This is a genomic window from Verrucosispora sp. WMMA2044, from assembly GCF_027497155.1.
Taxonomy (GTDB): Bacteria; Actinomycetota; Actinomycetes; order Mycobacteriales; family Micromonosporaceae; genus Micromonospora; species Micromonospora palythoicola.
Genome location: NZ_CP114913.1, coordinates 1,033,800 through 1,047,760, shown reverse-complemented (window position 1 = coordinate 1,047,760; position 13,961 = coordinate 1,033,800). Strand labels below are relative to the sequence as shown.

The following is a 13,961-nucleotide window of genomic DNA, read 5'->3' as shown; positions in this document are numbered from 1 at the left end:
GCGGACGCCGGCACGGTGATCGAGACGATAGCGGCACCGGGCAACACCCGGCAGCCCGGCGGCGGGCCGGTTCGCACGGACCCACCACAGCAGCGACAGACAAGCTCGCCCGGAGCGCCGGCTACAGCGACAGCCCAGCCGCAGCAGCGGCCTACAACGACAGGTAGTGCTGGCGCTCGTAGGGAGTGACCTCGCGACGGTACTGCTCCCACTCGGCCCGCTTGTTACGCAGGAAGAAGTCGAAGACATGCTCGCCGAGCACCTCGGCGACCAGTTCCGAACCCGCCATCACGTCGATCGCCTCGGACAGGTTCTCCGGCAGCGGTTCGTACCCCATCGCCCGCCGTTCGGCGCTGGTCAGCGCCCACACGTCGTCCTCGGCGCCCGGCGGCAGCTCGTACCCCTCCTCGATGCCCTTCATGCCGGCGCCGAGCAGCACCGCGAAGGCGAGGTACGGGTTGGCGGCCGAGTCGGGCGAACGGATCTCCACCCGGGCCGAGTTCGGCTTGCCGTACGCCGGGACCCGGACCAGCGCGGAGCGGTTCAGGTGCCCCCAGCAGACGTACGCGGGGCTCTCGGTGACCCGGTCCGGCAGCGCCTGCGGGAACAGCCGCTTGTACGAGTTGACCCACTGGTTGGTGACCGCGGTGTACTCCCGGGCGTGGGCCAGCAGCCCGGCGATGAACGCCCGCGCCACCTTGGACAGCTTCATCGGGTCGCTGGCGTCGTGGAACGCGTTGCGTTCCCCCTCGAACAGCGACAGGTGGGTGTGCATCCCACTGCCCGGCTGGTCGGTGAACGGCTTGGGCATGAAGGTGGCCTGCACGCCGGTGGAGAGCGCCACCTCCTTGACCACGTGCCGGAACGTCATGATGTTGTCGGCGGTGGTGAGCGCGTCGGCGTAGCGCAGGTCGATCTCCTGCTGGCCGGGGGCGACCTCGTGGTGGCTGAACTCCACCGAGATGCCGATCCGCTCCAGCGACAGCACCGCCTGACGGCGGAAGTCCCGCGCCACGGCGTGGGTGGTGTGCTCGAAGTAGCCGCCGGTGTCCACCGGCACCGGCACCGAGCCGTCCATCGGCCCGTTCTCCAGCAGGAAGAACTCGATCTCGGGGTGGGTGTAGAAGGTGAAGCCCTTCTCCGCCGCCCGGGACAGCGCCCGACGCAGCACGTGGCGGGGGTCGGCCCAGGACGGGCCGCCGTCGGGCAGCAGGATGTCGCAGAACATCCGGGCGCTCTCGCCGCTGACCCCACCCTCGAACGGGAAGACCTGGAAGGTGGTCGGATCCGGCATGGCGACCATGTCCGACTCGAAGACCCGGGCGAACCCTTCGATCGCCGAGCCGTCGAAGCCGATGCCCTCCTCGAAGGCGGCCTCCAACTCGGCGGGGGCGACCGACACGCTCTTGAGCGTGCCGAGCACGTCGGTGAACCACAGCCGGACGAAACGGATGTCCCGCTCTTCCAGCGTACGGAGGACGAACTCCTGTTGACGGTCCACTTCCCCAACCTTCCGCGACACGCTATGTCCGCCTTCGGTCGGACTCTGCCCGACCTGACCGACCAGTCTCCACCGACCCGATTACGCAGACGTTAACCGAACCGCGGCCGTTGCGTCCCGTCCCGTCCCGACCGGCGGTCCGGCCCGGTCGTACTGCCCCACGCCGACGTGTCGAGCCCATGGCGCTGGGGCAAGATGAGGACATGCCCACCCTGCGTCTCGCCCTGTGCCAGGTCAACCCCAGTGTCGGTGACCTCACCGGCAACGCCGGTCTCGTGCGCGCCTGGACCCGCCGGGCCGCCGCCTCCGGTGCCCAACTGGTCCTGTTCCCGGAGATGATGCTGACCGGTTACCCGGTGGAGGATCTGGTCTTCCGGCGGTCCTTCGTGGCCGCCTCCCAGGCGGCACTCACCCGGCTCGCCGCCGATCTGGCCGCCGACGGCCTCGGTGACCTGCCGGTCGTGGTGGGCTACCTGGACGCTGACGGGCCGCCGCAGGTCAGCGCGGAAGCCGAGCCGGGCCGGGGAGCGCGCAACGCCGCCGCGCTGCTGCATCGCGGCGAGGTGGTCGCCACCTACTTCAAGCACCATCTGCCCAACTACGGCGTCTTCGACGAGGACCGCTACTTCGTGCCCGGCGACATGCTCACCGTGGTCCGGCTGGGTGGGGTGGACGTGGCACTGACCATCTGCGAGGACCTGTGGCAGGCCGGGGGGCCGTTCGCCGCCGCCCGGCGGGCCGGGGTCGGGCTGGTGGTCAACATCAACGGCTCGCCGTACGAGCTGAACAAGGACGACCTGCGGCTTCCGGTGGTGCGCCGGCGGGCCGCCGAGGCCGGCGCCACCATCGCGTACGTCAACATGATCGGTGGTCAGGACGAGCTGGTCTTCGAGGGCGACTCGATGATCGTCGCGCCGGACGGGACGGTGCTGACCCGGGCGCCGCAGTTCGTCACCCACCTGCTCGTGCACGACGTCGACCTGCCCGCCGCCACCGACGGCACCGATGCCGCTGACGACGGCGACCGGTTGGCCGACGGGCTGCGGGTGGTGCGGCGTACGGTCGAGGGGATTCCGCCCTCGCCGACGGGCCCGGCGGCGACCGGCGGCCTCATCGAGCCGGTGGCCGACGAGGCCGAGGTGTGGCAGGCACTGGTGCTCGGCCTGCGGGACTACGTCGAGAAGAACCGCTTCCCCTCGGTGGTGCTCGGCCTCTCCGGCGGCATCGACTCGGCGGTGGTGGCGGCCATCGCGGTGGACGCCCTCGGCGGCGACCGGGTGGTCGGGGTCTCCATGCCCAGCCAGCACTCCTCGGAGCACAGCCGCTCCGACGCGGCCGACCTGGCCAAGCGGACCGGCCTGGACTACCGGGTGGAACCGATCCAGCCGATGGTGGACACCTTCCTGGCGAACATGTCGCTGTCCGGGGTCGCGGTGGAGAACCTCCAGGCCCGGGTACGCGGCGTCATCCTGATGGCGTTGTCGAACCAGGAGGGCCACCTGGTGCTGACCACCGGCAACAAGAGCGAGCTGGCGGTGGGCTACTCGACGCTGTACGGCGACTCGGTCGGCGGCTTCAACCCGGTCAAGGACGTGTGGAAGACCCTGGTGTGGCGGCTGGCCAAGTGGCGCAACACCGAGGCGACCCGACTGGGCCTGACGCCGCCGATCCCGGAGAACTCGATCGGCAAGCCACCGAGCGCCGAGCTGAGCCCGGGCCAGCTCGACAGCGACTCGCTGCCCGACTACGACGTGCTCGACCCGATCCTGATCGGCTACATCGACGGTGACCTGGGCCGGGAAGGTCTGATCGCCGACGGTCACGACCCGGCCGTGGTGGACAAGGTGCTGCGGTTGGTGGATACCGCCGAGTACAAGCGCCGCCAGTCCGCGCCGGGTACGAAGATCTCCATGAAGGCGTTCGGACGGGACCGGCGGCTACCCATCACCAACCGGTGGCGCGAGAACGGCTGACCGGCTCAGCCGGAGTGACATCCTCCACTGCGCCCTGCCGCCGACCGCCCGCACGGTGGGACGATCGCGGCAGAACCCGGGGACCGCGCACGCGGCCTCGAGGAAGGAGAACATCGTGGAATCCACTCCGGCCGAGGTGACCGCCCTCTACGGCGGCCCGGCCACCCGTCGGGTGCGCACCCGTGACCTGCTCGCCGCCAAGGAGCGCGGCGAGAAATGGTCGATGCTCACCTCGTACGACCAGTACACGGCCTCGATCTTCGACGCCGCCGGGATCCCGGTGCTGCTGGTGGGCGACTCGGCGGCGAACAACGTGTTCGGCTACGAGACGACCCTGCCGGTGACCGCCGAGGAGCTGCTGCCGCTGGTACGCGCGGTCGTCCGGGCCACCCGGCAGACCCTGGTCGTCGGTGACCTGCCCTTCGGCTCGTACGAGGAGGGGCCGACCCAGGCGCTGCGTACCGCCGTCCGGTTCATGAAGGAGGGCGGCTGTCACGCGGTGAAGCTGGAGGGCGGCCGGCGCTGCGCGGCGCAGATCGAGGCGATCGTCGGTGCCGGCATCCCGGTGATGGCGCACATCGGCTTCACCCCGCAGCGGGAGCACACCATCGGCGGATACCGGGTGCAGGGCCGGGGCGAGACCGCCGACGAGGTACTGGCCGACGCGCGGGCGGTCGCCGCGGCGGGCGCCTTCGCGGTGGTGCTCGAAATGGTGCCCGGCGATGTCGCCAAGCGGGTGACCGCCGAACTGCCGATCCCCACGGTGGGCATCGGCGCCGGCCCGGACACCGACGCCCAGGTACTGGTCTGGCAGGACATGGCGGGCCTGCGCGCCGGCAAGGCGCCACGCTTCGTGAAGCGCTACGCCGCCCTGGCCGACACGCTCGACGAGGCCACCCGCCGCTTCGCCGACGAGGTCCGCTCCGGCCAGTTCCCCGCCGCCGAACACACCTTCTGACCGTCCACGGGTCTGTGGCGGGACCCGGCCCCGACCATCAACTCGCCCGGGCGACCGTCAGGGTCGCCCGGGTGACGATGGGTGGCCAGCCAGGGGCGACGATCGGGGCAGCTCTGGCCACCACCTGTCGGTAGCGGCCGGGGCTGCCATCGCCGTGCCACGCCCGTCCCCACCGCTGCCGACGGGATCACTGCGACTGCACGACGTTCACCATCCACGGAACACCGAACCTGTCGACACACATGCCGTACAGATCCCCCCACATCTGCTTCTCGAACGGCACCCTGACGGTGCCGCCGTCGGACAACCTCTCCCACGCCTCTGCGAGGCCCTCCTCCGGGTCGCCACTGAGACTGCACGTCATGGTGCTGCCGGGCTGGTACGGCATGCCGGGTGCGGTGTCGGCCGCCATCAAGGTGTAGCCCCGGTCGGTGTTGAGCAACGCGTGCATCACCTTGTCGGCGACCGCCGGGTCGGACGTGCCGAATTCGCCAAAAGTGCTGATCCGCAGCTGCCCGCCGAACACCGACTGGTAGAACTCCATGGCTTGGCGGGCATCGCCGTCGAAGGTGAGGTAAGGGTTGAGTCGAGTGGTCATGGCAGGACTCTCCTTGGCGCGGTGACCTGTTCACCGTCGGACGCTAGCCTCGGCCACCGCCACGGCGGCAGCTTTCCACCGACCCGCACCCCATCGGTGCTCCAGGATCGTCCGTCGGCTGCCGGTCATCGACAAGCGTCGCAGCCTCGAACCGTGGCCGCGACATCGGCGATGACCCGGACCTGCTCCAGATCGACCCGGCCTGCGGCGAGTGCGGCGGTCACCTCGTCGGGCTCGCGGTCGAGCGCCTCAGCGAGGTCGACCAACCGGCGGGCCGCCGGCACGCCGAGCCGGAGCCGGTCGCGGAGCCAGACGGCGGTGGACGACGCGCCCTGCGCCACCGCCACGCCACGGCCGTCCAGCTCACGCACCAGCGTCAGCTTCATCGCGGCGAGCCGCTGCTCCAGCCGGTGTGCAGCTTCGAGAGCATCGATCAGCTCGCTCTCCGGCATGGCCCAGACAGCGGTGTGGACACAGGAACGCGTCGCCACCTCTGCCCGCGCCAACTCCTCCAACACGCCACCGACGATAGAACGTACGTACGACAGTTCCGGCCGATCTCCACGGTGGTCATCGGTAGCGACTGGACGCGCGCTGCGACGATGCGATCATGATCGATGACGTCCCGGCCGATCGGCGCCGGCACTGGTGGACGGTGTTGCGGCTCGGCGTCGTCGCCTTGTGGCTGGTCGCGGCCGGAACGGCGTGGTGGACGGCGCCTCGGCAGCAGAGCTACGACCAGGCGGAAGCGGACCTGGCTGCCGGCCGGGTGGTGGCCCACCAGTGGGGCGACCGGTGGGACGCCGACCGGCGAACCCCGTGGTTCGGCACCGCCGATCTGGAGTCCTCCGGCCGTCTCGGTCCCCTGTTTGCCTGGCGTACGCCCGACGGTCGGGTCTGGTGGACCGACACGACCTACTTCGATCAGGTCACGATCATCGGCACCGTGCACGAGATGTCCTACGACGGGCCGGGCGCGGTTGCCTTCGCAGAGCAGTTGCAGGCCGCGGGGCTGGCGGCGGGTCGCAGCGGCGTTCTCCAGCCGATCGGGCAGGTCGTCGCTGGCACGGGCTTCGCCGCCGCCGTGGTCGTCATCGGTGTCCTGCTGGCCGGTCCCGCGCCGGTGCTGGGTACGCGATGGTTCTGGTTCTGGCTGATCTGCCTCGTACCGTTCGGGCTCGGGATCCTGTGGTGGTTGGCCCGGGAGCGCCCCTGGGCGCACGCGGACTCTCCGCCCACCGGCCCACGCCAGCACCGCCACGGTGCCCTCGGTTTCGCCATCGGCCTCCTCGCCGCGCTCCTGAACAGCATGCTCCTGCTGGCGCTCGGCCAGCTTCTCGGCGACTGGTGGGTGCCGCGCCTGGACGCCGGATAGGGCGAGCGAGTTTTCCCGAAAGCCGCTACGGTTCTCGCCCGTGAATAGGATTCGTGCTTCTTTCTCTGTCCTGGCCTGCGCCTCGCTGCTGGCGTTGGCCGCCTGCGGTGGCGACGACGCTGCCCCGACGGCCGGAACTTCGCCGTCGGCCACCGTGCCGTCGGCCACCGCCACCACCACCTCGCCCACCCCGGCACCGCCCACCGCCGACGCGGCGGACGTGGTGAGCGACAAGCAGCTCTGCGAGTCGGCGAAGCAGGCCAGCGACAAGATGCGGGAGGATCTCGTCGCCGCCGTCAGCTCCGGTAGCGAGCCGTCGCCGGCACTGTTCCAGAAGATCCTGTCCGGGTTGCAGAACGAGGTGACCCGGGTGGCCGCCACCGGCGCCAGCGACAGCAAGGTGGTTGCCGCGTTGGAGGAGTTCGGCGCGGAGGCCGGCAAGGCCGCCAACGCCACGGACCCGGCGACGGCCGCGGACAACCCGGCCTTCGAGAAGGCTGGCGCTTCCCTCAGCAAGGCCTGCAAGTCGGCCGGCGTCACCGTCACCTTCTGACCGCCGGACGCCTGACCTGAGAATCCGGATCCGTGGCAGCTGCGGTAGCGGACACGCCGACCGGCTGACGCTTTCCCTGCCACGGATCCGGCTGCTCCTGGGACGAACCGCCAAGCGGCGTTGCGTCGGCGGCGACGAGCGGGGATCAGAGGTCGGTGACGCGGACGCCCGCGTGCGCCTTGTAGCGCTTGTTGATGGCGATCAGGTTGGCGGTGAACGCCTCGATCTGGTGCGCGTTGCGTAGCCGCCCGGCGTAGATGCCACGCATGCCGGGGATGTGGGCGGCGAGCGCGCCGACGATGCCGACCAGTTCCCGCTCCTCGGTGCAGATCAGCACGTCCAGCTCGATCCGGTCGATCTCGGGATCGGCCAGCAGCGGGGCGCTGACGTGGTTGAAGGCGGCGCAGACCCGGGAGTCGGGCAGCAGCGCGGCGGCCTGCTGAACGGCGCTGCCCTCGGGCACCGGCAGCGCGTACGGGCCCTGCTTGTCGAAGCCGAGCGGGTTGACGCAGTCCACGACGATCTTGCCAGCGAGCGGTTCGGCCAGCGCGCCGATGGTGGCGGCGTGCCCGTCCCAGGGCACCGCGATGATCACCACGTCACTGCGCCGGGCCACCTCGTCGTTGTCGGCACCGGTGACACCGCCGCCGGCCGGCACGCCGGGCAGCGCGGCGATCTCGGCGGCCGACTCGGCCGCCCGCTGCGCGGAACGGGAACCGATCAGCACCGTCAGGCCCGCCCGGGCGAACCGGTAGGCGAGCCCACGGCCCTGGTCGCCGGTGCCACCGATGATGCCGATGGTGAGCCCGGAAACGTCGGGCAGGGTGCTCGGGTCGTATGCCATGGTCGTCATCCTCGCAAATCAGCCCGGGCAGCAGCAGCGAGCGGGGCTGTGAGAATGCCCGCTGCGTCGGTCGTCATCCATCGCACCGGCAGCGAGAAACGGGACGCCGGACCGGCAGCGAGGTCGGGCGAGGCCGGGCCGGTCAGGCGAGTTCGAAGGCGACCGAGCGGGTGGCCGGATCGGCGGCGACCAGCCGGACCCGGACCCGGGTGCCCAGTGGCAGCTCACCGAGGCAGCGGGCGCGTACCGGCGGGTCGTCCAGGGCTACCGTGCCGCCGGGCGGACGACTGCGGGCCTTGCCGTTCGACGGCGCGTCGACATCGACCACGGCGGCGTCGAAGGTCTCGCCGACCCGGTGGGCCAGCAGCACCGCCTCGGCCAGGTCGATCGCGCCCCGGCTCGCCGCGGACGCGGCGCGGTCCGTGGCCGCCATCACCGCCGGCAGCCGGGGCAGCGCCGCGCGGGCCCAGTCGGGCACCGCACGGCCGTCGTGCAACGCCAGGCAGACCTCCGTGGCGTACCGGTCGGCGAGTCGTCGCAGCGGCGCCGTGACATGGGCGTACGCGGCCGCGACCCCGCCGTGCGCCGGTTGCTCCGGCGGCTCGCCGTCGAACGAGGTGTACGCGGCCGACCGCATCAACTCCGCCGCCTGGTCGATGAACGCGGCGGCCCGAGGCTGGCCCGGATCCAACCGGAGCAGCAGTTCACCCACGCCCACGTCGTCCGGCCAGTGCACGCCCAGCGGGGCGGCGGCCGCCCGCAGTCGCTGCACCGCCTCCGGCTTCGGCGCGGGCATCGTCCGCAGCAGGCCGATCCCACCGGCCAGCATCAGGTCGGCGGCGACCATCCCGGTGAGCAGGGAAATCTGCGCGTTGTGCTCCTCCATCGGCACCGGTGCCCGCAGGACCAGCCGCCAACCGTCGCCGTCGGCCTCCACGTCCTGTTCGGGTATCGGCAGGTTGACCGCGCCCCGACGCAACCCTCGGGCGGTGAGCAGCGCACCGATCTCGGGCAGCAGGGCGATCGGCTCGGGCAGCCGGCCCGCTTCGGCGTCGGCCTGCACCTGCGGGTAGGCCAGTTGGGCCCGGCTGCGGACCAGGGCACGCTGCACCACCACCGCGCTGGTGCCACCGTCGGCGTCCAGGTCGATGGTCCACAGCACGGCCGCCCGGTCGACGTCCGGCAGCAGGCTCGCCGCGCCTTCGCCGAGGGAGCGCGGGTGCAGCGGCACGTTGCCGTCCGGCAGGTAGACCGTCTGCCCTCGGCGCCAGGTCTCGTCCTCCAGCGCACCGCCCGGGCGTACGTGGGCGGCGACGTCGGCTATCGCGTACCGCACCCGGTAGCCGCCGGCGCGACGGCTGAGGTGCATCGCCTGGTCCAGGTCCCGCGAGCCGGGCGGGTCGACCGTGACCAGCGGGATGTCCGTGTGGTCGACGGCCGGCGCGGGCGGTGCCGCGGCTGCCTCGTCGGCCTCCCGCTGCGCCACCTCCGGGTAGGTCTCGGGCAGACCCAGTTCTCGGCGCAGCGCCCCGAAGTCGATGCGTGGTGCCAGCACACGTCGGATGACCATGCGCCCATCCTGACAGCGCCGGGCGCGCCGCGCCCTCCGCCGTGCGACGGGTCGTCGGCGTACGCCGGGTCAGCCGGCCGTCCTGCGCCCGGTGCCGGACATCGCGCCCGGCGTTGCGGGCGGCGACGTTGACGCGGGCGCTCTCCGCGCCGCAGGGGCCTACTTCGCCGCAGCAGCCTTCTTCGCGGGAGCTCTGTTCGCCGTCGTCTTCGCTGCGGGGGCCCGCTTCGCGGACGCCTTCTTCGCGGGGGCCCGCTTCGCCGCCGTCTTCGACGCGGGAGCCTTCTTCGCGGACGCTTTCTTCGCAGGGGCCTTCTTGGCCGTCGTCTTCGACGCGGGAGCCTTCTTCGCGGCCGTCTTCTTCGCGGGAGCCCGCGACGCGGCCGTCTTCTTCGCCGCCGTCGCCCGGGTCGCCACCGTCGTACTCTTTCGGGCGGGCGCCTTCTTGGCCGCCACCGTCTTCGCGGGGGCCTTCCTCGCCGGGGCTTTCTTCGCCGCCGCCTTCCGCGCCGCGGTCGACGTACCCGTGCGCGCCGCCGCCTTCTTCACCGCCGACGTCGCGGTCTTCGCGGGTGCCTTCCGCGCGGCCGACGTGCTCCGGGTACCCGTCGTCTTCTTCGCGGGTGCGGTCTTGCGGGCCGGGGCCGCCTTTCTCGCGGATGCCGCCTTCTTCGCGGGCGCCTTCGCCGCCGTGCCCCGCGCGGACGCCGCCCTCTTCGCGGGCGCCGTCTTGCGGGCCGGGGCCGCCTTCTTCGCGGGCGCCTTCGCCGCCGTGCCCCGCGCGGACGCCGCCTTCTTCGCGGTGGCCCGCTGTGCCGTGGTCGTGGTCTTGCGTGGACCGGTCCGGGTCGACGCCGAGGTGGTCCGCGCGGCGGGCGCCTTCGTCGGCGCGGTCTTGGCCGACACCGTCTTCTTCGCGGGTGCCGTCTTCCTGGCCGTGGCGGTCTTCCGCGCCAAGGTGGCCGCCCTGGTCTCGGGGGTCGCGCTCTTCGCCGCCGACCCGGCGCCGCCGGTCGCCTTACGAGCAGCCGGCGCGGTCCCGAACGCGCGGCGGGTCGACGGGGTACGGGCGACGCCGGCGGTGCGTTCCGTCGCGGCGGTCTTCCTCGCGGGCGTACGCTTCGCGGCCGGGCGGGTGGCCTGTTGCGCTTCGGCCATCTCGGTTCCCTTCATGGGGACGTGCTGCCGCCCTCGCGACGCACGCAGTGCCTCGGCGCGGGAGGCATCCCGCGCCGTCTACCTGTCCTCCCCGGTCCAGCGAGCGTCCTCGGCCTCCCACGCCTCGTTGCGATCCCGCACCTGTTGCAGGGCGTTCTCCGCGTCGGCGGCCGAGTCGTACGGGCCGAGAACGTGCCGCGCCGGGCACACGTCGGCACCGGACTCGACCCGGTGGTGTCGCGTACACCAGTAGTAACGTCCACGTCCGCTGTCACTCATGGCATCACTGTGCACCGGGAAACGACCGGCCGCCACCGGAACACGGCAAGTCACCAGGCCCTTCCACAGTAGACGTGGTCCCTGGCCTGCGGGCCTGAACTGCGAAAATCGACGTCGCCGGCCCGGGTGCGGGCCCGGATCAGCGGGTTGGCTAAGGTCACCGGATGGGCGTACCGGACTACATCCTGCGGATGCGCAAACACGTCGGCCACGACCTACTCTGGCTACCCAGCGTAAGCGCGATCGTCCGCAACGACGCGGGTGAGCTACTGCTCGCCCAACGGGCCGACGACGGTCGCTGGTCGGTGGTCAGCGGCTTCGTCGAGCCGGGTGAACAGCCGGCCACCGCCGTCGTGCGTGAGGTGCTTGAGGAAACCGGCCTGGCGGTGGAACCGCTGCGGCTCAGCAGCGCCGTGTCGCACCCGCACACCTACCCGAACGGCGACCGCTGCGAGTACCTCAACCTCGGTTTCCACTGCCGGCTGCTGGGTGGCGAGGCACGGGTCAACGACGACGAGTCGTTGGACGTCCGGTGGTTCCCGCCGGGACGGCTGCCGGACCTCGACGAGCACGCCCGGCTGGTCATCCGCCACGCCCTCGGCGGGGAGACCTCGGCGTTCTTCCTGCCCGCCGGCACCCAGTGGGGCGAGCCCGGTGAGCTGGAGTACGCCTGAACCGCTACGGCGGTACCTGAGCGACCTGGTCGCGGTCGCCGACGAGGTGCTCGGCACCGAGCTGTGCGGTGCGTACGCGGCGGGCTCGGTGGGGCTGGCCGCGTACCAACCTGGACGCAGCGACGTGGACGTGGCGCTGGTCTGCGCCGGTCCGCTGGACCACGGTGTCGCCGAGGAGTTGGTGCCCCGGCTGCGGCACGAGGCCCTGCCCTGTCCGGCGCGCGGCCTGGAGCTGGTCGTGTACCGACAGGCGGTGGCCCGGTCCGGCAGCCCCGAGCCGGGTTTCGAGGTCGAGCTGAACACCGGCGCCCGGATGGACTTCCGGGTGTCCTACGGCCCGGCGCAGCGCCCGAGCGCGGACGGTCTGTTCTGGTACGGCCTGGACCGCAGCATCCTGCACCAGAGCGGACGGGTCCTGCTCGGTCCGCCCGCCGCCGACGCCTTCGCCGACCTGGCCCCCGACGACCTGCGCCGACTGGTCCTGGACGCGCTGCGCTGGTGGTTGGCGCGACCGGTGCCCGCGGGAGAGGTGCCGGCACCCGGAGCGGAGGACGCCGTGCTCGGCGCCTGCCGTTCCTGGGTACGCCTGCGCACCGGGGTGTGGCTGCCCAAGGTGGCCGCCGGCCGGCGGCTGTTGGACGAGGCCGGACCGCTCGTCGACGCCGACACCGCCGACCTGGTCCAGCGGTCGGTGGCCGCCCGCGACGGCGGTGTGCCACCGACCGGGGCGGCCGCCCGCGCCTTCCAGCGACGCGTGCTCGCCGACCTTGCCGCCGCACCGGCCTGATCTCGTCGAGCGTGCCGCCCGGTTCGACCGGACGGCGTCGACGACGCACGCAGCCAAATAGCAGAAGGGTTCGGTGACCCGGCATCAGCCGCTGCGGCGGTTGTGGGCCGCCCCGGTGGTCACCCACCGTGGTCCGCTCAGCCTGTTCGCGCTGTACAAGATGCGAATAGGAGGTCGCGTGTGCGAGTCTCATCCGAGTTTTCTTCACCCGGCACGATCCGGTACCGGGGCGCAGTTGCCCAGCAGAACCTGGAGAGGCACGTGGCAAACCTCGACACCGCCCTTAAGGACGCCATGACGATCGACGGCGCCATCGGCGCCGCGCTCGTCGACTACACGAGCGGGATGACCCTCGGCGTCGCCGGTGGCACCCCGGAGATCGACCTGACCGTCGCCGCCGCCGGCAACACCGACGTGGTACGCGCCAAGATGCGCACCATCGAGATGCTCAAGCTGAACGACGACATCGAGGACATGCTCATCACCCTCGGCAGCCAGTACCACATCATCCGGCCGCTCGCCGGTCCCAACGGCAAAGGGCTGTTCCTCTACCTGATGCTCAGCAAGACCCGGTCCAACCTGGCGCTCGCCCGGCACCAACTGCGCACCATCGAGGAGCAGCTGGAACTGTGAGCACCGGCGACACCTTCCTCCCCCGCCGAACCGCGCAGCAGCCGAAGCTCCCACCGCCGGTCAAGCTCCCCCCGTCGCTGGCCGGTGACCCGTCGCTGCCGTACCCGTCGATCGGTACCGAGCTGCACGAACTGCGCCTTCAGATCCCCGGGGTGCAGGGCAGTGTCCTCGGCGGGGTCGACGGCCTGCTCATCACCCACGACGTGCCCGACACCCTGGACCCGGACGACCTGGCCGCGATGGCGGCGGCGACCTTCGGCCTCGGCCGCCAGGTCAGCCTCCGCCTCGGTCAGGGCGAATTCCGCCAGTCCACCGTCCGCAACGAGGCCGGCTACTTCTCCGTGTACGCCGTCGGCCCGCACGCGCTGCTGTCGGTGGTCGGCGCCGACGCGATAAACGTCGCTCGACTGCACCTGCACGCCCCACCGGTCGCCGAGCGCCTCGCGAAACTGCTCACCCCCGCCTGATCCGCCGGTCGGGGGCGCACCACGGTCAGATGGCGCCGGTCGAGCCGTCGGTCAGCTCACGGAGAATGTCGGCATGGCCGACGTGCCGGGCCGTCTCCTCGATCAGGTGCACCAGGATCCAGCGCACCGAAACCTCCCCGAGTTGCGGGTGGGGCACCACGTGGTCGAGGTCGAACCGGGCCGCCACCTCCCGCGACCGGGCGCACTCCGCCTCGTACGCCGCCGACAACCACTCGACGGTGTCGTCCTCGGCCAACGTGAAGCTGGCCGTCGCGTCCTCCTCCGAGGTGAGATAGACGTCCCCCGGGCCGGGCGCGAGCAGGCACTGGAACCAGTTCCGCTCCACCACGGTCAGGTGCTTGACCAGGCCGGCGAGGGTGGTCGCCGACGGCACCAGCCGGCGGGCAGCCTCGACGTCGGAGATCCCCCGCAGCTTGCGCAGCAACATGGCGCGATGAAAGTCGAGAAACGAGTCGAGCACGGCGCGTTCGTCTGCCGTGGTCGACATCATCGCTACGGCCACGGGGTCGGGGCGGCTCTCCACCATCCTCGGACACTATCGGCGATCGACCCACCCCGATGCCCCGCGAA

Annotated in this window: 16 protein-coding genes; 8 read left to right on the top strand and 8 right to left on the bottom strand. The window is 71.7% G+C overall.

The window, feature by feature from the left end; translation table 11 throughout:
* Positions 1-151 precede the first annotated feature (151 nt).
* A complete protein-coding gene (gene glnA, locus O3597_RS04860) occupies positions 152-1,501 on the bottom strand; it encodes a type I glutamate--ammonia ligase (RefSeq protein WP_164449286.1) in 1,350 nt (449 codons plus the stop codon).
* 203 nt (positions 1,502-1,704) lie between these two features.
* Between glnA and O3597_RS04855 the strand changes: the two genes are divergently transcribed.
* Both O3597_RS04855 and panB read left to right on the top strand, forming a co-directional pair.
* Positions 1,705-3,474, top strand: a complete 1,770-nt coding sequence (locus O3597_RS04855; RefSeq protein WP_281603357.1) for an NAD+ synthase — start codon at positions 1,705-1,707, stop codon at positions 3,472-3,474.
* A 112-nt stretch (positions 3,475-3,586) separates the two neighbouring features.
* Positions 3,587-4,432, top strand: a complete 846-nt coding sequence (gene panB / locus O3597_RS04850) for a 3-methyl-2-oxobutanoate hydroxymethyltransferase (RefSeq protein ID WP_164449365.1) — start codon at positions 3,587-3,589, stop codon at positions 4,430-4,432.
* A 187-nt stretch (positions 4,433-4,619) separates the two neighbouring features.
* Here panB and O3597_RS04845 read toward each other — a convergent pair whose 3' ends face one another.
* Both O3597_RS04845 and O3597_RS04840 read right to left on the bottom strand, forming a co-directional pair.
* Positions 4,620-5,030, bottom strand: a complete 411-nt coding sequence (locus O3597_RS04845; protein WP_164449288.1) for a VOC family protein — start codon at positions 5,028-5,030, stop codon at positions 4,620-4,622.
* A gap of 125 nt (positions 5,031-5,155) precedes the next feature.
* The gene (locus O3597_RS04840; RefSeq protein ID WP_164449289.1) at positions 5,156-5,548 is read right to left on the bottom strand and encodes a DUF222 domain-containing protein; all 393 of its coding nucleotides are present in this window, start codon (positions 5,546-5,548) and stop codon (positions 5,156-5,158) included.
* Positions 5,549-5,640: 92 nt separating this feature from the next.
* On the opposite strand from O3597_RS04840, the gene O3597_RS04835 reads away from it, so the two are divergent.
* Entirely contained in the window at positions 5,641-6,405 is a 765-nt protein-coding gene (locus O3597_RS04835) for a hypothetical protein (RefSeq protein ID WP_281603356.1), read from the top strand.
* Between the two features lie 154 nt (positions 6,406-6,559).
* Positions 6,560-6,958 carry a hypothetical protein gene (locus tag O3597_RS04830; protein WP_281603355.1) on the top strand — a complete coding sequence of 133 codons (399 nt, stop codon included), beginning with the start codon at positions 6,560-6,562 and terminating at the stop codon, positions 6,956-6,958.
* A 145-nt stretch (positions 6,959-7,103) separates the two neighbouring features.
* Here O3597_RS04830 and npdG read toward each other — a convergent pair whose 3' ends face one another.
* The 4 genes from npdG to O3597_RS04810 all read right to left on the bottom strand — a co-directional run bounded on the left by npdG (position 7,104) and on the right by O3597_RS04810 (position 10,809).
* Positions 7,104-7,802: an NADPH-dependent F420 reductase gene (gene npdG, locus O3597_RS04825; protein WP_164449292.1), complete on the bottom strand. Its 699-nt coding sequence runs from the start codon at positions 7,800-7,802 to the stop codon at positions 7,104-7,106.
* A 142-nt stretch (positions 7,803-7,944) separates the two neighbouring features.
* Positions 7,945-9,372 carry an RNB domain-containing ribonuclease gene (locus tag O3597_RS04820; protein ID WP_281603354.1) on the bottom strand — a complete coding sequence of 476 codons (1,428 nt, stop codon included), beginning with the start codon at positions 9,370-9,372 and terminating at the stop codon, positions 7,945-7,947.
* A 159-nt stretch (positions 9,373-9,531) separates the two neighbouring features.
* Positions 9,532-10,530 carry a histone H1-like repetitive region-containing protein gene (locus O3597_RS04815; RefSeq protein ID WP_281604477.1) on the bottom strand — a complete coding sequence of 333 codons (999 nt, stop codon included), beginning with the start codon at positions 10,528-10,530 and terminating at the stop codon, positions 9,532-9,534.
* 78 nt (positions 10,531-10,608) lie between these two features.
* Complete coding sequence (locus tag O3597_RS04810; RefSeq protein WP_281603353.1) at positions 10,609-10,809, bottom strand: hypothetical protein; 201 nt, start codon at positions 10,807-10,809, stop codon at positions 10,609-10,611.
* Between the two features lie 164 nt (positions 10,810-10,973).
* Between O3597_RS04810 and O3597_RS04805 the strand changes: the two genes are divergently transcribed.
* From O3597_RS04805 to O3597_RS04790, 4 genes are all read left to right on the top strand, one after another.
* Complete coding sequence (locus O3597_RS04805; RefSeq protein WP_164449294.1) at positions 10,974-11,483, top strand: NUDIX domain-containing protein; 510 nt, start codon at positions 10,974-10,976, stop codon at positions 11,481-11,483.
* On the top strand, positions 11,464-12,270 hold the full coding sequence (locus O3597_RS04800; RefSeq protein ID WP_281603352.1) for a nucleotidyltransferase domain-containing protein: 807 nt from the start codon (positions 11,464-11,466) through the stop codon (positions 12,268-12,270). The genes O3597_RS04805 and O3597_RS04800 overlap by 20 nt, the downstream gene beginning before the upstream one ends.
* Before the next feature lie 261 nt (positions 12,271-12,531).
* Positions 12,532-12,903 (top strand): hypothetical protein, encoded by a 372-nt coding sequence (locus tag O3597_RS04795; protein ID WP_164449296.1) that lies wholly within the window; start codon positions 12,532-12,534, stop codon positions 12,901-12,903.
* Entirely contained in the window at positions 12,900-13,370 is a 471-nt protein-coding gene (locus O3597_RS04790) for a roadblock/LC7 domain-containing protein (protein ID WP_164449297.1), read from the top strand. The genes O3597_RS04795 and O3597_RS04790 overlap by 4 nt, the downstream gene beginning before the upstream one ends.
* Before the next feature lie 25 nt (positions 13,371-13,395).
* On the opposite strand, the gene O3597_RS04785 is transcribed toward O3597_RS04790, so the two are convergent.
* A complete protein-coding gene (locus O3597_RS04785; protein ID WP_281603351.1) occupies positions 13,396-13,917 on the bottom strand; it encodes a DinB family protein in 522 nt (173 codons plus the stop codon).
* Between the last annotated feature and the right edge of the window lie 44 nt (positions 13,918-13,961).